12 protein-coding genes are annotated in these 19451 nt (G+C 36.9%); 5 read left to right on the top strand and 7 right to left on the bottom strand.

Annotation, left to right across the window (positions count from 1 at the left end):
- The first annotated feature begins 292 nt into the window (after positions 1–292).
- The 5 genes from Q0505_RS04325 (at position 293) to Q0505_RS04305 (ending at position 7979) form a co-directional block, all read left to right on the top strand.
- Positions 293–1393, top strand: coding sequence for a Glu/Leu/Phe/Val dehydrogenase (locus Q0505_RS04325; RefSeq protein WP_299209324.1), 1101 nt, complete (start codon positions 293–295; stop codon positions 1391–1393).
- Between the two features lie 98 nt (positions 1394–1491).
- Positions 1492–2436: a transcription antitermination protein NusB gene (locus Q0505_RS04320; RefSeq protein WP_299209321.1), complete on the top strand. Its 945-nt coding sequence runs from the start codon at positions 1492–1494 to the stop codon at positions 2434–2436.
- A gap of 160 nt (positions 2437–2596) precedes the next feature.
- The gene (locus Q0505_RS04315) at positions 2597–3058 is read left to right on the top strand and encodes a DUF1573 domain-containing protein (RefSeq protein WP_299209318.1); all 462 of its coding nucleotides are present in this window, start codon (positions 2597–2599) and stop codon (positions 3056–3058) included.
- Positions 3059–3061: 3 nt separating this feature from the next.
- Positions 3062–3343 carry a preprotein translocase subunit YajC gene (gene yajC / locus Q0505_RS04310; protein ID WP_299209315.1) on the top strand — a complete coding sequence of 94 codons (282 nt, stop codon included), beginning with the start codon at positions 3062–3064 and terminating at the stop codon, positions 3341–3343.
- Between the two features lie 433 nt (positions 3344–3776).
- Positions 3777–7979: a T9SS type A sorting domain-containing protein gene (locus Q0505_RS04305; protein WP_299209312.1), complete on the top strand. Its 4203-nt coding sequence runs from the start codon at positions 3777–3779 to the stop codon at positions 7977–7979.
- Between the two features lie 186 nt (positions 7980–8165).
- On the opposite strand, the gene Q0505_RS04300 is transcribed toward Q0505_RS04305, so the two are convergent.
- The 7 genes from Q0505_RS04300 to Q0505_RS04270 all read right to left on the bottom strand — a co-directional run.
- Positions 8166–10364, bottom strand: coding sequence for a heavy metal translocating P-type ATPase (locus tag Q0505_RS04300; protein ID WP_299209309.1), 2199 nt, complete (start codon positions 10362–10364; stop codon positions 8166–8168).
- 177 nt (positions 10365–10541) lie between these two features.
- Entirely contained in the window at positions 10542–11042 is a 501-nt protein-coding gene (locus Q0505_RS04295; protein ID WP_299209306.1) for a DUF2306 domain-containing protein, read from the bottom strand.
- 522 nt (positions 11043–11564) lie between these two features.
- Positions 11565–12014, bottom strand: a complete 450-nt coding sequence (locus tag Q0505_RS04290) for a hypothetical protein (protein ID WP_299209303.1) — start codon at positions 12012–12014, stop codon at positions 11565–11567.
- Between the two features lie 221 nt (positions 12015–12235).
- On the bottom strand, positions 12236–15733 hold the full coding sequence (locus Q0505_RS04285) for a glycoside hydrolase family 9 protein (RefSeq protein ID WP_299209300.1): 3498 nt from the start codon (positions 15731–15733) through the stop codon (positions 12236–12238).
- Positions 15734–15948: 215 nt separating this feature from the next.
- Positions 15949–16104, bottom strand: coding sequence for a hypothetical protein (locus Q0505_RS04280; protein ID WP_299209297.1), 156 nt, complete (start codon positions 16102–16104; stop codon positions 15949–15951).
- A gap of 22 nt (positions 16105–16126) precedes the next feature.
- Positions 16127–16474 (bottom strand): hypothetical protein, encoded by a 348-nt coding sequence (locus Q0505_RS04275; protein WP_299209294.1) that lies wholly within the window; start codon positions 16472–16474, stop codon positions 16127–16129.
- Positions 16475–16963: 489 nt separating this feature from the next.
- Positions 16964–19451, bottom strand: a 2488-nt coding sequence (locus Q0505_RS04270; protein ID WP_299209291.1) for an aminotransferase class I/II-fold pyridoxal phosphate-dependent enzyme, incomplete at its 5' end; no start/stop codon positions are given.

Genomic DNA, 19451 nt, shown 5'->3' with positions numbered 1-19451 from the left:
GATATCACAATATTCTTTTATAACATCTATAGAATCTCCTACAAGTTTGACCACGGTAACAGCAAAAAAGCGGGCAGCAATAATGGAAAAAATACCAAGAATAAGTCTCCATTTATAACGTAAAAAGTATTGATTTAGAGTTTTAAGTGCTTTCATTTATAATTAGGGTGCGGCTCTTTTATTAACAAATTCGCATTTTTACTGCAATTTTATATTGACAAATTGAACTATTTGTTATTTTTGAGCATTGTTTTTAATAAAAAAGCAAAACACTTACTTTATACAAATAGATATGACTGCAGATATACTTACTCCGCAAGAACTAAAAAAAGCAGCTCCAGTTTTTGGACAACTTTCGTTTAGTGATCACGAACAAATTGTTTTTTGCAATGACAAAGATACAGGATTAAAAGCAATCATTGGGATACACAATACAGTTCTAGGACCTGCACTTGGAGGTACACGTATGTGGAATTATGTAACGGAATGGGATGCCTTAAATGATGTACTTCGTCTTTCTAGAGGGATGTCTTTTAAAAGCGCGATCACGGGTCTTAATCTAGGAGGTGGTAAAGCTGTTATTATAGGAGATGCAAAAACGCAGAAGACCCCTGAATTAATGAAGCGTTTTGGAGAATTTGTTCATTCGCTTGGTGGAAAATACATCACAGCAGAAGATGTAGGGATGGAAACTGCAGATATGGATTTGGTACGGGAAGTAACTCCATACGTAACAGGAATTTCAAAAAGTAAAGGAGGCGCAGGAAACCCTTCACCTGTAACAGCCTATGGTGTGTTTATGGGAATGAAGGCAGCTTCAAAATACACTTTCGGGTCTGAGCATTTAGAAGGGCGTACAGTTCTTGTACAAGGTATTGGTCATGTAGGAGAAGTCCTTGTGGAGTATATTACCAATGAAGGTGGTAAGGTCATCATAAGTGATATCAATGAAGCACGCCTAGAAGAAGTCAGTAAAAAATATGGAGCAGAAATTTATAGAGGTGATGATGTCTATAGCATTCCTATGGATATTTATGCTCCCTGTGCACTCGGAGCGACGATTAATGATCATACGGCACATAAATTACAAGCAAGAATTATCGCAGGAGCAGCAAACAATCAACTTGCAGACGAAAAAATTCACGGAGCTATTTTACAACAAAGAGGGATCGTATACGCTCCAGATTTTTTAATCAATGCAGGAGGTATTATTAATGTATATGCAGAACTAGAAAATTACGGGAGAGAAGAAATTATATGTAAGACTGAAAATATTTATGATACAACGCTAGAAATCTTAGAGAAAGCACATACCACTAGTGTAACAACACACGAAGCAGCACTTAAAATAGCATTAGAGCGTATTGAGGTACGTAAAAATGAAAATAAGTAGGAATACTACTATCAAAAACATGTATTTTTGCAGGGATTTTATAAAAAAATATAAAATCCCTTTTTTAATTCATTAAAAAGAAAAAGTTCTTTGTAGCTATGCTTAATAGAAGACACATTCGAGTGAAGGTGATGCAAACCATATATGCTATGGGATGCAAGGAGAATAATAATCTCCAAGTAGAGGGTAAATTTGTAAACGAAAGTATAGCCCAGGTATATAATCTGTATCTCTTGATGCTAGATATGATGGTGGAGGTACACGCTTTCGCGAAAGCGCACTCAGAAAAACACTCCAAAAAAATACTTGCCACAGAAGAAGAAAAAAATCCAAACGAAAAGTTTCTCAGCAATGAGGTGCTTGAAAAATTGAGCAACAATTCGCTACTACAGGATGAGCTTGACAAACGTAAATTGAAAAATTGGCGTATGGATGATGAGTATGTAGCAATTATTTTTAATGAACTCATTGCCAGTGAGCTTTATGAGGAGTACATGAATGATTCTGACACGGGCTTTAAAAATGCGAAAAAATTTGTGGTACGTTGGTATACAGAACTTATTGCTCCTAATGATAAGCTATACGATTATATAGAAGATAGTAGATTAACGTGGATAGACGATCTTCCTATTGTGAATATGTCTGTATTAAAAAGATTAGAAAAAGTCAAGCCTAATTCACCTGAAAGTCTTTTTCTCCCAAGCTTATTTAAAAATGATGATGATAGGACATTTAGTATAGAATTACTAGAAAGAACGGTAAGTAATAATGAGTATTTAAGTGGCGAAATAGAAAAAAACACCCCCAATTGGGATAAAGAACGTATTGCTGATGTTGATTTTGTATTGATTAAAATGGCATTGTGTGAATTTTTAAAATTTCCATCTATTCCTGTAAAGGCGACCATTAACGAATACTTAGAAATTGCTAAAGAATATTCTACACCTAAGAGCAGTATTTTTATTAATGGAATACTAGATAAACTGGTAAAAGAATATCAAAAAAATAATAAATTTACCAAAGAAGGTAGAGGGCTTGATTAGAATTTTAAAATACGTCTGATTAAATTAATTGATAACTAAGAATTTAGGTGTTTTTATCTTATAGAAAAGCAATTCTAACAGAAACCTTCTTTCTTAACTTTTGGTTATAAGTATTTTTAGTATTTTTGTTGAAGAATTATATTAATTAAAATTATAAAAAATGAAAAAAGGTATTCTAGTATTAGGTGTACTAACTGCTATGATCTTTACATCTTGTAAAGAAGATGCAACAAGTAAAGTAAATGAAGATAATGTAGAAGTAGCTGCAGCACGTGATGCTCAAGCAACTGAATTTCCTGTGATGACTTTTGATGAGTCTGAGTATGATTTTGGTACTATTGAAAAAGGAAACCCAGTAGAGCATAAATTTACATTTACAAACACAGGAAAAGCTCCTTTAGTGATTGTTGATGCAAAAAGTTCTTGTGGATGTACAGTTCCTGAATATTCTAAAAACCCAGTTGCACCAGGAGAAAAAGGTGAGTTACTTGTAAAGTATAACGCTAGTGGAGCAAATGCAATCACAAAAACAATCACCATCAAAGCTAATACAGAAAAAGGAACAGAAACTTTACGTATTAAAGCTTTTGTAAATGCACCAGCTGCAGGAGTTAGCAAATAATATATGACTGAATTAATAGGACCACTCTTGCTTTTTACGGTGTTTATAGTATTTTTTATAGTACTACCACAGCGTAAAAAATTAAAGCAAGAAAAGAACTTTGATAAAGCTTTAAAAAAAGGTGACAAAGTGATCACCAAAAGCGGTCTACACGGAAAAGTGTTAGAGTTACACGATACTACTTGTGTATTAGAAACGGGTGCTGGAAAAATGAAATTTGAAAGATCTGCGATTTCTATAGAGATGAGTAGTAAACTTAATACTCCTGTAATCGAAAAAAAATAGAGTACACATTACTCCCAATGTAAAAGAGCTATCTAAAATTTAGATAGCTCTTTTTTTATGAATACATGATACAAAACTCTTGTCATTTTTGAGATAGCTTACCATCATAACATCATTTCAATAGATTACATTTCACCTTTATTTATAGATGTTATTTACGCATTGCGTTTGTTAAAATAGTATAATTTATACTCATTGATTTTAATAAATTTGCGTGACTTGTCGGTTTTATGTGTATTTTGCCGATTATGAAAGAAAAAATATGTATTTTTAGTGTTGCTATTATTTTTCGTAGAAATAATTAATTTTTATAATATAGATAAAAATTCATCATTTTACTTTTTGCTAAAAGAGTTAGTTGATCAACGAAGGTCAATTTCGTGATCCAAAATAATTATATAATCAAGTCCCTAAAATTATAAACTAAGTAACCATGAACAAAAAAATACTATTTATTTCTATTGCCTTACTAGGAATTTGCTGTTTTCTATTCTTTAATACTATAGAAATAGAAGATGCAGAACCGCAGGTGTTAACTTCTTTAAAAACGGAGAAGAAAGAAAAAACATCAATAGAAGAAAAACAACGTACGGTTGAGCAACGGGCTCAATTTGAATTTGACATGCAAAAAGATCCTGCCACAGGATTGATTCCTAGAGAAGAAAAAGCGATAGAGCTAGAAATAGCTAGACGCGAAAAAATCAATAGTTTAACTGCAAACTCAGATTCAAGAGTTTTTACAACACCTTATGAATCTAGAGGTCCTTCCAACTTAGGAGGACGTACCAGAGCACTTGCTGTAGATGTAAGTGATGCTACAGGGAATACAATACTTGCTGGAGGGGTAAGTAGTGGTATGTTTAGAACCACCGATGGTGGGACTTCTTGGACAAAGGTATCTCCAAATGATGAGATACATAATGTAACAGCTGTTGCACAAGACCCAAGGGTAGGATTTCAAAATATTTGGTACTATGCGACTGGGGAAGTATTAGGAAATAGTGCTTCATTAGGTACTGCTAGCTATTTTGGTCAAGGGGTTTGGAGATCTGTAGATAGTGGACAAACATGGACACAAATACCACAAACAGATTCTACATTTGAATCTTTTGATTCAGCATTTGATTTTATAAATTCATTGGCGGTGAGCCCACTAACAGGTGACCTTTACATTGCTACTTTTGATGGGATCTTTAGATACAATGGAACCAATTTAAATACAGAGTTATCTACATTTAATGCAGGAAATACAGATGTAAAAATAACAGCTACAGGACGTGTGTTTGTTGCTATTAATGGCGCAAGTGGATCAAATGGAGTGTATACATCTCCTACAGGTATAGGAAGCTATACACGTATTGCACAAAATGGAGCCCCTACAGGATGGGCAGCTGCAGGAAGAATCGTGTTAGGTATTGCACCTTCAGATACAGATGTGGTATATGCGCTTTATGCTAATGGTAACAGTGGAGCTATAGAAGCCGATTTATGGCGTTATGATGTAGGAACAGGTGTTTGGACAGATTTTTCTGGAAAACTTCCTGATGAACCAGGAGGGGATTTAGGAGGAAATGATCCTTTTGCCATACAAGGTGGATATGATCTTGAAGTGTCTGTAAAGCCAGATGATGTCAATTTTGTTGTTATAGGAGGTACCAATGTATATCGAATAGCAAATATTGTAACAGATGCTACATTTGGTCGTATAGGTGGTTATATTAGTAATACAAGCTTTGCTTCTTATGGTTCTGGTGATGCTACTGCCAATGATGGCGATACCCATCATCCAGATATTCACGATTTAGTATTCAGCCCATTTAATGCAAATACATTACTTTCAGGTACAGATGGAGGTGTACATACTACAACAGTTACAGACGCGACTGTACGTTGGACAACACTCAATAATGAGTATCAAACCTATCAATATTATCATGTAGGAATGGATCCTCAGGCAGATACAGACTTTGTCATAGGTGGTGCGCAAGATAATGGAACAACTCTTGGAGGAGCTGCTGACTTAACAGGCGTAGCTAATAGTACAGAAATGCTTGACTTTTTTGGAGGAGATGGTGCAGCTGTAGCTATAGGAAGAACAGGAACAGCTACAGGTCCTTCATCTTTATCGGACCTTCAATTGTATTTTACAGTACAAAATGGAGGCTTTTTTGCTTTTAGAAGCGGTATTTCAGATATTCAACCAGCTGGTACTAGCAATAGTATTTTTGTAACGTATTTTTATCTAGATCCAGATACCAATACCATGTATTACGCAGATGGAAATGATGTGTATAGAACCCTTAATGGAGCTACTGTTACTAACGGAACTTGGACAAATATAGGAAGCTTATCTACAGCTCAGAATATACGTAGTATAGCTTCTACAAGAGGTACCTATACTACAAGTAGTTTTACCTTAATAGGAGGACAAAACGGAGGTGTTTTTAGACATGATAATCCACGTAATACAAACCTTAGTACAGCAGATAATATTACACCTGCAGGAGCATCTACAGCGCCAAATTCAGTAGTAAGTGGTGTAGCAATACACCCTACAAATCCTGATATTGGAATGGTAGTCTATTCTAACTATGGGATTAATAATATATATGTTACTTCAAACCTTACAGACGCTAGTCCAACATGGACACTAGCTGAACGTAACTTAGCATCACACTCTATACGATCTGCAGCGATTACTGTAGTAGACGGAACCATTACATATTTTGTAGGTACTGCAAGAGGATTGTATTCTAGTACAGATCCTATAAATGTTGATTGGACTTTAGAATCTCCTGATCAAGTGGGATTGGCTATTGTAAGTAGTTTGGTATATCGTCCTTCGGATAATATCTTATTAGTGGGAACACACGGTAATGGAATGTACCAAGCAAATTTAGATTCTTGTCCTACAACCACAACCTACACAATTGCAGGTGGATGGGATAACGGAGCTCCAACAGCTTCTGTGAGAGCTATTATTACTGAAAGTTATGACACATCTGATATGGGCTTAGGAAATATCACTGCTTGTGAACTTACGATTAATACAGGTGCTACACTTACGGTAGCCGACGGTACTTTTGTAAGTGTTCAAAATGATATTACTGTAAATGGAACATTAGATATATCTAATACAGGGAGTGTTGTACAAGTATTTGAAGCTGCAGAGACATTTAATAATGGAAATATCAGTGTAGAAAAAATCACGCCTACAATCGATGATCGTAATTATGTGGCGATGAGTAGTCCAATGGATGCAGAAACACGAGACGGTGTTTATGGAAACTCTAGAGCTGTGTTTGGTATTATTCCAGCTAACTTTGTGCCTTTCTCTATTGATTTGATGACCTTTCCAGAATTTGCTGGAGCAGAAAACTTCCTTGATGATGACAATGATTATTTATTACCCGTCACAGGAAGTACGGCTTTACCAGCCGCTGGAATAGGACAATTAGTGTTCCCTCAGCCAGCACCTAATGTTGGTGATGGATCTTATACACTTACCTATACACAAGGAACGTTGAACTCAGGTACCATCACAGTGCCTCTTAATTACAATGGTCCTGCGACTATAAATAACTATAATATTTTAGGAAATCCGTATGCATCTGCAATAGATGTGACTGCATTCATAAATGCAAATAATGCTGTAAATGAAGTCTATTATTGGGATCATCTTACAAATCCTGTATCAACATTACCAGGCGCAGGAACGAGTAATTTCTCTATGAATGATATCTCTGTACGTAATGCTATGATGGGGACTGCTGCCGTAAATGGTGGGACAGCGCCTACCCAATTTATGTCGTCTGCACAAGGATTTGGGATTAAAGCACAACAAGATCAAGCTTTAAACAATACTCCAGTGGTCTTTACCAACTCAATGCGAGTGACGGGTAACAATGATGGCTTTAGAAGTAATGAAAATGTTTCTAATACTATAGACAAGCTCTGGTTAAATTTAACAACTTCGGCTTATGATGAAGCTGTTTCACAAGCAGGTATCGGATTTACAGATCTTGCTACTCCTGAATTTGATAATGGGTATGACACAAAAAGATTAGGAACCTTTTTATCATTATTTACAAACCTAGAAGGAGAGTATCTTTCTATTCAAGGACGTGAAGCATTCAATACACAAATAGAGCTTGCTCTAGGATTCTCTACCACGGTAGAAACCCAAGAAACCTATACAATTAGTATAGATCGTTTTGAAGGAACAGGACTTGAAGAGGCACCTATATATATTATTGATAATCTCCTTAATACAATTACCAATCTAAAAGAAACATCTTATGAGTTTACTTCAATTAGAGGAATTCAGCCAGATCGTTTTACTGTAGTTTTTGAAGAGAGAGACCTATTGAGTACAGAAGAAGAAGCAATAGCTACAAATGATATTACTGTGTATCCTAATCCAGCAATAAACGAAATTACACTTGGGTATTCTGGAAACAAGCAATTACAAGAACTTGTTATTGTAAATATAAGCGGACAACGCGTGCAACAAATAGATTTGAGTACCTTTAATCAATCTCAACAAATTGATATACGCACACTTTCTACTGGAATATACTTCATACAAATAGTAAGCGAAGATCAAACAATTGTCAAAAAATTGATTGTAAAATAATAGATATTTCAGTTTTCCTCAAATAGGAGAATATAATTCAGAAGATTAAAAAATCCAGAGAAGTTAGCTTTTCTGGATTTTTTTATGAATGAAGTACATAGAGTAACGTATGCATCTTTGATTGCTGAGTTTTTTTTCGCTTAAAGCGAAATACTTTAAAACATGACTCCCGGTGCTAGACCTCTTTTATAGTTCATATTTTAATAGCCGCAACGCATTCAAGACGACTATCAGCGTAGAGCCTTCGTGTCCTACCACGGCGGGTCCAATGGCTATCGTTCCCATAATTGTCAAAGGAACTAAAAGTGCTACCATACTCAAACTGATAATTAAATTTTGCTTAATGATGCGTTTTGCTTTTCGGCTCAGACCAATAGCAAATGGAAGATTATCCAGTTTATCAGCCATCAATGCAATATCTGCAGTTTCCAAAGCAACGTCAGAACCAGCTGCGCCCATGGCAATACCAACGGTGCTTTTTGCCATTGCAGGAGCATCATTTACACCATCTCCCACCATAGCGACACGACCTTCCTGTTGTTTGAGTTGTTCAATAGCTTTTACTTTATCTTCAGGAAGCAAACTCCCCATAGGGTCGGTGATGCCTATATTTTTTGCGATCGCATCTGCTACTTTCTGATTGTCACCCGTGAGCATGACCATTCGTTTAATCCCCATTTTTTTCAAAGCGGTAAGCGTTGATATTGCTTCAGGACGAGCAATATCCATGACAGAAATAATACCCAAATATTCATTATCTTGATGAATAATCATCGTGGTATGTCCACCTGATTCAAGTGCTGACATTTTTTCACCAATTTCTTCAGGAACTAAGGCGCCTGTCAATTCTTCAAAAAGTCTTCGATTACCAATATGAACAATACTATCTTTCCAATTGGCTTGAATACCTCTTGCTGTTAATGCCTTTAAATTTTCTGCCTCAGGAATATCAATATATCCTAATTCTTTCTTTCCTCCCTCAACAATAGCTGTTGCTAAAGGATGGTCACTCAATGCCTCTACCGCAACAGCAATTTTTAATAGATGAGTTTTAGTAATCGTTCCAAATGGAATAGCATGCGTCAAGGTTGGTCTACCTTCGATAAGAGTTCCTGTTTTGTCAAAAGCAATAGCTCGTATTCCTCCTAATTCTTCAAGTGGAAGCCCCCCTTTAATTAACACGCCTTGACGCGCAGCTCTCGCAATTCCTGCCAATACAGCACTTGGTGTCGAGATAGCTAATGCACAAGGCGATGCAGCAATAAGCACAGACATCGCTCTATAAAAACTTTCTTTAAAGGTTTCATCAATCACAAGAAAAGCAAATAACAAGACTATCACTAAAACTAACACGGCGGGAACATAATATTTTTCAAATCTATCCGTGAGATGTTGCGTTGGGGATTTTTGTGTTTCTGCTTCCTTTACTAAAGTAATTAAGCGAGAGAGCGTACTGTCTTTTGCTTGCTTTAAAACTTTAATTTCCAGTGCACCACTGCCATTTATTGTACCTGCAAAAACACGGTGTTCTGGCAGCAATTTTTTAATCTCATTTTCACTTTGCCAGTTGGGACTAGGATATTTATCTACAGGAACGCTTTCACCTGTAATAGCTGACTGATTGACAGGGCTTGTTCCTTTTGTAACCACGCCGTCTGCAGCTATTTTTGAATTAGGTTTGACGACAATAATATCTCCTAATTTAAGTTGTTCAATATGCACTTCGATTAATTCACCATTGCGTTTGACCAATGCCATTGGAGGTGCTAAGTCAGAAAGTGCGGCAATAGATTTCCTTGCACGCCTCATCGCATAATGCTCTAAGGCATGTCCTAAACTAAATAAAAAAAGCAATAAAGCACTTTCTTCCCACTTTCCTAAAGCTGCGGCCCCTATAGCTGCAAATAGCATCAAAAAATCTATTTCAAACTTTCCTATAAGGACATCTTTAGTTGCGGTAATGAACGTAAAAATCCCTCCAAAAATAGTTCCGATAATAAAAAGAATGGTAGCTATATATTCTGGAGCATCAGTAATAAAAGAAAAAATAATACCTGAAATCCAACAAACACCGCTAATTATGGCGAAATAAAGTTCAGTATTATCTCCTAAAATATGGAGATTAGAGTGTGTGTGATCACTATCCTCTTTATGTGAATGCTGTTCATCATCCATTTTTACTTGGATAACTGACACCCCTAATTTTTTGACAGATTCAAGAATGCTTGCGACACTCGTCTGAGTAGCATCCCATTCAACGTGTATGACTCCTGAAGTTGAAACAGACACCAGATGGATTCCTTTTGTTTTGCTTAAAGTATGCTCAATTCTGCGAGCCATCCGAGTATGCCGAATTTCGCCTATTTCGACTTGAAGTTTGTTCATAAGAAATGTACGTGTGCTATAAATACTATTTGAATCCTTTTTTTGATGATGAAGAAGGTGTTATTGTATGGTTTCCTGTCGCTGACTAGCAACTAAATTAACAAAAGAAAATGAACCAGAGAGAAATCTGTAGGATTTTAAGAATGTGTATATGCTTGGTAAGTATTTTTCAAAGCATCAGTATGTATGTTTATCAAACGTTTTCCAAGTATGTTTGTATTTCCTAAAATAAATAGAGCCTATTCCACCAACGACTGCTGTTGAAACTCCTACCATAGCATAGAATAGCACCGCAACGTTCTTATCTAATACTAACCAAATCGGAATACGCGTAAAAATTTCTGCACAAAATGCACAGTAAAGCCCAATGACACTCCAATACATAAAGCTGAAATGATAAGCCATATAATTCTTTGGTTTTTTGAGAAGCATCGGTAACATTCCACCGAGTAACGATAGGCTACTAACGACAGAAAACCAATGCAAAATCCCAAACCTTCCATGCAATCGATAGATCATAAATGACGTGCTTACAACCACTAACATTGATACTGCATAGATATACCCCACCTTCTTATGGATTTTTGTGCCTTTCATTCCACAAAGAACAATGGTGCCAGAAATTAACGCGATAACGGATGCAACAAAATGAATACTACCTACTACACTAGAAAACATACTATATTTTTTTTCAAAAGTATAGTGATATGATTTTAAGATGAATTTAAACAGACTCAATTGTAAGTTTTACCTACTGAATTGTATACTAATCTATTCATAAGATTAATTTTAATACACTTTAAAAGAGAAGGGAAGATGTCAAAATAAATTATGGTTTATTCAAAGTATTCCTTTTAGTTTTTGATGATAGGAGTTGCTTGAAAACTCATTACTGCTGAATTTTCAATAAATCATAAAAGAATTCAATTCCATAATAAAATGCATCTGGATGAACAGAAAACTCATTAGAATGCGCGCCAGAAAATCCCAGTTTCCCTTTGGCTACACCTAGTCCAAAATATAAACATACAAGTCAATATCAATTTTTGGTACTTTTTTTCATTTGGTGGTACTTGGTTAATGCCTATATAATTTTTTTCGCTTAAAGCGAAAAACCATACAAAGTGAATCACACAGTTACTTCTAGTCCAGAGTCTATTATATGTGATTTTAGCGTATCGCTGAGAGTTTAGTTCTTAGTTATCCACGAGGTCTCGCGTGTAAATGATCATACATCAATCCGTATTGAAAATCATTTAACCGCTTTGCTTTGTGTTCTTTTTCTATGATTTGAGAAATCTCTTCAAAGTATTTGTTTTGAGAATGCCTAAAAATTAACCAAACATTTAAGTCAGGGCAATCAATTCTTTCATCAGATATCCACCCGTATTCTTTTGTCAACTCAATGAGTTTTTCCGTATTATAATTATCTATTTTTCTCTGTAGGAACTTCATAGAATCAACTTCTTTTTCAGAATATTCACTTTCGTGTAGAGAAAAGCGGTCTGGAGTTTTCAATCGATATAATCTATCGTTTTGTATCATTTCGGTAAGCATGGTACACATATCAACTTTATTCGGGATTGGTTTTTGAGCCCAAGTTCCTAATGAATAGCATAGTAGTATATAGAAAGGTATATTTTTTATCATGCCTATAATGGTTTGTGTATGAAGTGTCGCTTATAAACTTGTAAAAAAGATACTACATTTCAAGGTTAGTAATCTATTAAATTTTCATTTTCTATTTTGAAAGCTAAAAATTATGTGTTCGCTTTCGCGAAAGCGTACTTAAAAAATATATTTTCAGAAATATGATGATATAAAAAAAGGTGCTTATCATAAACACCTTTTTTAGAAATAATTAGAACGTTTTATCCCTTTAAAAATTTCGCTCTATAGTTTTGTCCTTGATATGCTACTTGAATAACATACATTCCCTTTGAAAGCGAAGCAATGTTAAGTGGGGTAGACGTTTCAAGTTGTTTCGTCATAAGAAGTTTACCATCCATCCCAAATACTTTTACAGACACGTTTGATGCATTATTTATGTTGATATTGATAAATCCTGTAGACGGGTTCGGGTAGAGTTGTAACAAGCTATCACTTGTTACTTCAAGATCTTCAACAGAAAGCGTTTCTTCTTGAATTCTGTACAGTGCCGCTGTCGAGTAGAATAAAGGAGCATTCCAGTTAATTGTTACTTCATTTGAGGAGTAGGAACACCACGTGTCTACATACGATCGTGCAGGATCAGTACTAGGGTATCCAGGGCAGCCGTCTTGTTGACCTGAGTGAGGACCACCAGCCACCATGCCTGGTACAGCATCTGCAACAGCATCTGCTTCAGAAATTCTGTGATGTGGATTGTTCATAGATAGATCACCAAAACCACTTACAAAACAATATCCAGTGGCATTACGACCTAGTAAATAGTCTGAAGCTGTAAATGCGGCATCCAGAAAGGTTTCATCTCCATCAATTTGATAGGCTATTAATAATAACATCATTTGATTACCCGCTTGACCGTTACTTCCCCAGTTATAATCACCAGCGCCCATCGCAACGCGCATCGCACTATTATTTACTTTTTCTTTTAATTGATTAGATGTTTCTAAAAGCTTTGCCGTTGCACTTGCAACATCTACATCACCAGAAAGCTGGTCTGCATTTGTAACTATCGAGATCAGGGCTAGAGGTGCTGTATATCCCCAAAATGGGATTCCGTTGCCGATAGCTTCGACATCAATATCATTATTATATGTCTCTTCTCCAGTGGTAATAAAAAGCTCTACTGCTGCCCACTGAAATTCATCGGTTACATTGGTATCTCCATATTCTCCTGTAAACACATCGTCAGGTTGATCGTAATATATGGTTGGATTTGCTTGTGCCCACATATAGGCACTTTCTGATGCGGCTAATAATTGAGCACTATAGCCCGGAATTTCATCTTCATAATCTGCATAGATACGGGATGCCATGGCGGTGACTGCTGCAAAATTGAGCGCTGCGGCAGTTGATTTTTGAACCACATAACGGTCTGCAGTATAGTCTGCAGGCATAATGATTCCTTGGAAGTTTAATCCTGTTAGTTTGTGATATACACCCCCATCATTGGGATCTTGCATCGTTAACATCCAATCTAAATTCCATTTTATTTCGTCTAGAATATCTGGAATCTCATTGGTTGTTTCAGGAATATCATAGGACTTTGTTTCAAAATAGGCTGGGTAATGCTCAAACGCAGCGAGTAGGGTATAGGTGCTAATTCCACTATTTACAATATATTTATTATAATCTCCAGCGTCATACCATCCTTTTGGTGCAGAGATGACTGTACCTTCGGGACGCGCATCTGATGCTGCTGAAGAATGTACTAGAACTTCAGTATCAGGTAAGCCTAGCGGTCTTGCGTAGTCACCTCCGTATTGCGCAGTGATTTCTGTAGAAGCTCTGTTGTAATAATAATATTTAAATGCAGCTTCGCTAAGAGACTCATATACATTTTCGCTTACGCTAAATGCTGCTTCTTCATCATCCACTGTGATGACATACGTTCCTTCTATACTAATTTCTGAAACATCTATTGTCGCAACATATTCCTGAGATTCATTCCAGAGTTGTGTTGTTGAAGTCATTCCAGAAGCCACTGTATTTCCACCAGCATCAAACACTGTGTAGGGTAGCGGATCAAAATCAGTTTCTGAAGTGAGGTTGATCAACTTTTCTCTATTTAGGTGATACCCTACTTGATTATAGCGTATGTTTTTACCAGCAGGTAACGCATCTTCTAGCGGTTGACCTATAGAAATCCAATCAATATCAATAACACCTTCATAGCCTCCCGTAGCGTCGTTTACGTAAAAAAGGAGATTAGCAATTGTCATTGCATCTACAGGACAAGGTGCATCTGCCGAGTCACAAGGAGTTCCGCCATAGCCTCCATCTAGAAAGTCTCCTTCAAAATCTAAGGTGTAGATGACATACTCCTCTGTAAAGGTAGCCGAGCTTGCTTGTAGGTTGGTCACATAGCCTTCTGTGTCTTTCATATCTATACGAAAAGAGGGCGTATTAGTTCCTTTTGCTTTGATATAGAGTTTTGGAAACGAAGAAACATCAAATGCCATTTCTGTCCCCATGTCGTGTAAGTTGTATTGAAACGCATTAAAAGCGCCTGCAGTACCATTGGCAACAATATTCAAATTCCCTTCTACAAGAGATACACTATAGGCATCATTAGAATCTGTTGTTAAAAAGTCCTCAAACTGATCGCTGTATAAAAGTACAGGTTCCTCCTCCGCTTCAAGCGGCTCTCCTACAGAGATCCAATCGATTTCAATTGTTCCATCATATCCACCTGTCGCATCATTTACAAAAAATACCAGATTAGCAATCGTAGATGGATCTACTGGACAAGGCGCATCAGCAGCATCACATGGACTTCCTCCATACCCACCATCTAAAAAATCACCCATAAAATCCAACGTGTAAATACCAAAGGTATCATCTAAGCTAACAGCATTGGCTTGTAGATTGGTTACATAGCCCGCTGCATCTCTCATATCGATACGAAAAGAAGGGGTATTGGTTCCTTTTGCTTTGATGTATAGTTTTGGATTTGAAGAGACGTCAAAAGACATCAATGTACCCATATCGTGTAAATCATATTCAAAAGCATTGTACGCTCCTGCCGTACCATTTCCTACAATCGTTAGATTGCCATCTACTAGTAAAGACGTGTATGCATCATTTGATTCTGTTGTAAGAAAGTCATCAAATTGATCACTGTATAAAATATTGGATTCTTGCTCTTCCAAAGGTTCGCCTACAGAAATCCAATCTATTTCAATAGTCCCGTTATAGCCACCTGTAGCATCATCTACAAAAAACACAAGATTTGTAATGGTCGCTGGATTAACTGGACAAGGTGCATCGGTCGTATCACAAGGACTCCCTCCAAACCCACCATCATTAAAATCACCTGTAAAATCAAGGGTGTACACCCCAAAATCTTCTGTAAGTGACGCATAGTTTGCAGAGAGATTCGTCACATATCCCTCAGCATCTTTCACATCTACTCGTAATACGCCAGGTCCATTAGCTCTTGCTTTTATGAAAATCTGTGGAGTAGATATCATATCAAAAGTAATTGGAGTTCCAGCATCGTGTATATTATACTGAAAAGCGTTATAGGCGCCTGCGGTACCATTACCGACAATGGTAAGATTTCCATTTTCAAGACTCACGTCGTAAGCACTGTTTGACTCTGTCGTAAGAACATCATCAAATTGATCACTGTAGATTACCTGAGCATTGGTTACTAAACTAAGTAGTCCTGCTACAATGAGGGTGTAGTAATACTTTTTCATAGTGTTTGATTTTTTGTAGTTTTTAATTTTACCATACTGTTCTGGTGTGGTATGGTTGTAAATTTATAAAATCAATTTGAAAAATCCTTTTTATTTTAGAACTTTAACTAGTAAAACTTTGTTTTGCAGTATTGTAAAGCAACAAGTTATATACGGGTAGTTGTATTCTACGGGTAGTTGTATTCATTGCGCTATTTACTAAACTTGTTTTAGTATTATATAGATATAATATCTTCAAGCTTACTTTGAAAATTTAATTCCGAAATACTGATTTTCCTGTAGCTATAACATTTCTCAACCAAGTCACTTTGAAATTCGGAAGGATTCTTCCAAACATCTTTTTCTAATTGCTCGATTGATTTAGTTTCCATTTGTGATTTTTTTAATCGCTGTTTATTGTTTTTTTAGTTTAGTAATCCAAATCAGATTAGTTATTCCAATTCCAATAATTGCAAAAGTTGCTATGAATTGAACTGGCGATTCCTTTCCAATAGCGAGTAATATCATAATCAGAATGGGAATGAGTCCAATTCCGATTTTCAAAATCAGATTTTGAGTTTTTAATTTAGTATACCAAAGTAAATAGCCGTTAAGTATTGCTAAAATCAGAGCTGGAAGTGGGTATAAAATTAGCAGAAAGAAAATCTCTCCATATTGCATGTTTTCATAAAATAATGGCGTGACGAAAATTCCGATTAAACAGAATAGAAATCCAATTATTATTATCGTTCGACGTTCCATTTGAGTGAGGTCAGCTTGTTGCCAACTACTTTATAAAACATATAGGTCATTTTTACTATGTATGTTTCTTCACAAATTTACTATCTTTTTTTAAGATATAATTTGGTAATTATTTGTTTATGAGCAGCTTTTTTAACTTTTTAAATCTTAGTTTTTTAGTTTATCACTTACAAACGACTATAAACTTTTTTAATCATCATTAAAGATACTAATTCAAATATTGACCTTTATATGGTTTTCCACAATCGAGTTAAAAAGATGCAGAGATATTTTTCGCGAAAGCGGAAAAGGTATGAGAAATTAGGAAGCGTGACTCACGATCGCTACGCTCCAAGACTCAGGAGTTAGGGACGTTTTTGTCTTGATTCGTGTTTCCCTTGACTCGTGAGTCCTTTTCGCGAAAGCGAGATTTTTAAAAAGAATATAGAGCATAGAAAATAGACTACACTTACTAAGTATAGAGCATATATGCTATATTTTAGAAATACCCTATCGTCGTTGTTCTACCATTCTTGCAATCAACCATATAAATGCCTCAACTTGTCCTTTGAGGATACAGGTTCCTTTGCAGATGCTATTGAGCAATCCTTGTACATCTGAGGTTTGTAATGCAGTAACAGCTTCCGTACCCGTAGGGAACAACGAACAGGATGGTAAATCAATATCTGGATACGAACTCAATGTGACGTCTCCGTCTTTGATTATTATTGTGATAGGTTCTGATAGTTCAGATACACGTACCGATATCCTGAGATTGGGTGTTGTTACATTCACTTCTCCTATTGATTTTTTTAGATAGGAAACGAATGTGTTTGCCCAAGTTTCAAGATCTACGTGTGTTGTATTTTCATCTCTTATTTCCTTACGTGTTGTGAGAAGTTGTGCATCTACTTCACGTTCTGCTTCGATAAGGGCTTGTAGTGTTTTGTCTACGTCTTCACGGGTATGCGCCGCCGAACAGATGAGTCGTAAGCGACCTCGTCCGCTCTCTACAATGGGGTAGGTAACTGCCGATGTTTGAACACCTCGTTTATAGAGGCTTTGTACGATGGCATACAGTTTATCCTTGTCACCAAAATGAGGGGTAACAATAGGACCGTCTCCAGTGCCTAAATCATAGCCTGCTTCTTCAAATTGCTGACGCATATAACGGGTCGTACTCCACAGTCGCTCGCGCAATGCGTCATCAGAACGAAGGCGTCGTAGTGCTGTGAGTGCTGCTGCCATATCTGCTGGGCTTACGGAAGCCTGAAAGATATAGGCTCTGGAAGACGACTTCATCAGGTCAACATGTTCTTGACTAGCCGCAACAACGCCGCCAAGACTTCCTAAGGCTTTGCTAAGGGTGGTCATAATGAAATCTACTTCTTCGGTAACGCCTTGCGCAGCGCATATCCCAGCGCCACCTTCGCCATAAAAACCAAAAGAATGTGCTTCATCTACGAGAACGAGGGCATTGTGTTTTTTTGCCATACGTACGATTTCAGCGACGGGTGCAGCACCTTCGCCCATACTATATACGCCTTCTAAAACAACGAGTACCGTACGATAAGGTGATACTTCTGAAGTAAGCACTGCCTCTAGGTCGGCTGCATTATTGTGTTGAAAGGTTCTAATGGTCGCACCGCATAGACGCGCACCATCTACAATAGAGGCGTGACAAAGCTGATCGATAATAACAACATCGTTTTTGCCTAAAATGCCAGCAATGGCTCCGACATTGGCGGTGTATCCTGTGGGGAACAGGCAAGCACTGGGCTTTCCTACTAAATCAGCAAATTCTGTTTCGAATTCCAAGTGCTGATTCGTCATTCCCGACGCTGCTGCTGAGGTTCCCATTCCAGTTCCAAAACGTTCTAAGGCAATGGAGGCTTGTTCAATGACTTTTTGATCACGGTTCAATCCAAGATATAGATTAGTGGTCCATATAATCGCTTCTTGCTCTTCATCATTGTAGGCATCGCCTACAAGACCTCTTGTACCGCTTCCTGTTCTCAATACCTTACTATATGGGTTTCTGCGATTGTCGTTGACCATACGCAGTACTTCCTGAACTAACTTGCTCTTATCATTTACAGACCAAGTCGGCACTTTCGCAGCCTGAAACGTAGGATGACTAGACTGTATGTGTTTTTGAAAACTAGCCAATGTATCTGTAGCAGTACTAGGCATTTTATCTGTTGAAGGAGTATCGGTTCCACTTCCACTCATATTGAGAATGTAATTTACGAGTGCATTAGAAGTGGAGTACTTAAAGACCGCCTGATCTGGCACCTCTTGCCCCACTACTTTACTGAGTCGGCTACTGAATTCTAAAGTACTTAAAGAGTCTAGTCCAAGGTTTTCGAACGAATCATCTGGTAATATCTGTGTCGGATCACTTAAATTAAGAATGTGTGCTAGTTCGTTCTGAATGACGGATAAAATGGTTGTTTGTTGTTCATGGTTTGAACCTGTTAGAGGCTGTTTGTGAATACCATTGCCAATGGCTGCATTTGAGCTTTGACAGGATGTAACAATCTCTTCCTCAGATCGTACACCTTCTTCCATACGGATGAGTTTTTTACGATCGAGTTTATCGTTGGGTAAAAGAGGCAATTCCTTTAAGAATTTGACTACTTGTGGAACCATATATTTTGGCAGTCGTTCAGACATATAAGATTTGACACTTTCTTGTGTTACTTCTTTATACTGACTCACCACATAAACGACTAGCATTTTCTGACCAATACCTCCATCTACAGCTGCTGCCGCTGCGGCATCAACCCCTTCCATCAACTCAAGGGTCGACTCAATTTCTTCCAATTCAATCCGAAAGCCTCTTATTTTTACTTGTTGGTCGATTCTGCCAAGAAATTCAATATTGCCATTTTCTGTCCAACGACACGAATCGCCTGTTTTGTATAATCGATTTTCTGGAATCAGATCACTTGGTTCTAACTCGATAAAACGTTTTTTAGTCAGCTCTTCATCATAT

The organism is uncultured Dokdonia sp. (assembly GCF_937910895.1).
Lineage (GTDB): Bacteria > Bacteroidota > Bacteroidia > Flavobacteriales > Flavobacteriaceae > Dokdonia.
The sequence above is the reverse complement of the archived record's forward strand: the minus strand, read 5'-3'. Positions and strand labels throughout refer to the sequence as shown.

Coding starts and splice junctions, on each gene's coding strand:
- Q0505_RS04325 (WP_299209324.1), top strand. CDS start 293: ATGACTGCAGATATACTTACTCCGCAAGAACTAAAAAAAGCAGCTCCA.
- Q0505_RS04320 (WP_299209321.1), top strand. CDS start 1,492: ATGCTTAATAGAAGACACATTCGAGTGAAGGTGATGCAAACCATATAT.
- Q0505_RS04315 (WP_299209318.1), top strand. CDS start 2,597: ATGAAAAAAGGTATTCTAGTATTAGGTGTACTAACTGCTATGATCTTT.
- yajC (WP_299209315.1), top strand. CDS start 3,062: ATGACTGAATTAATAGGACCACTCTTGCTTTTTACGGTGTTTATAGTA.
- Q0505_RS04305 (WP_299209312.1), top strand. CDS start 3,777: ATGAACAAAAAAATACTATTTATTTCTATTGCCTTACTAGGAATTTGC.
- Q0505_RS04300 (WP_299209309.1), bottom strand. CDS start 10,364: ATGAACAAACTTCAAGTCGAAATAGGCGAAATTCGGCATACTCGGATG.
- Q0505_RS04295 (WP_299209306.1), bottom strand. CDS start 11,042: ATGTTTTCTAGTGTAGTAGGTAGTATTCATTTTGTTGCATCCGTTATC.
- Q0505_RS04290 (WP_299209303.1), bottom strand. CDS start 12,014: ATGATAAAAAATATACCTTTCTATATACTACTATGCTATTCATTAGGA.
- Q0505_RS04285 (WP_299209300.1), bottom strand. CDS start 15,733: ATGAAAAAGTATTACTACACCCTCATTGTAGCAGGACTACTTAGTTTA.
- Q0505_RS04280 (WP_299209297.1), bottom strand. CDS start 16,104: ATGGAAACTAAATCAATCGAGCAATTAGAAAAAGATGTTTGGAAGAAT.
- Q0505_RS04275 (WP_299209294.1), bottom strand. CDS start 16,474: ATGGAACGTCGAACGATAATAATAATTGGATTTCTATTCTGTTTAATC.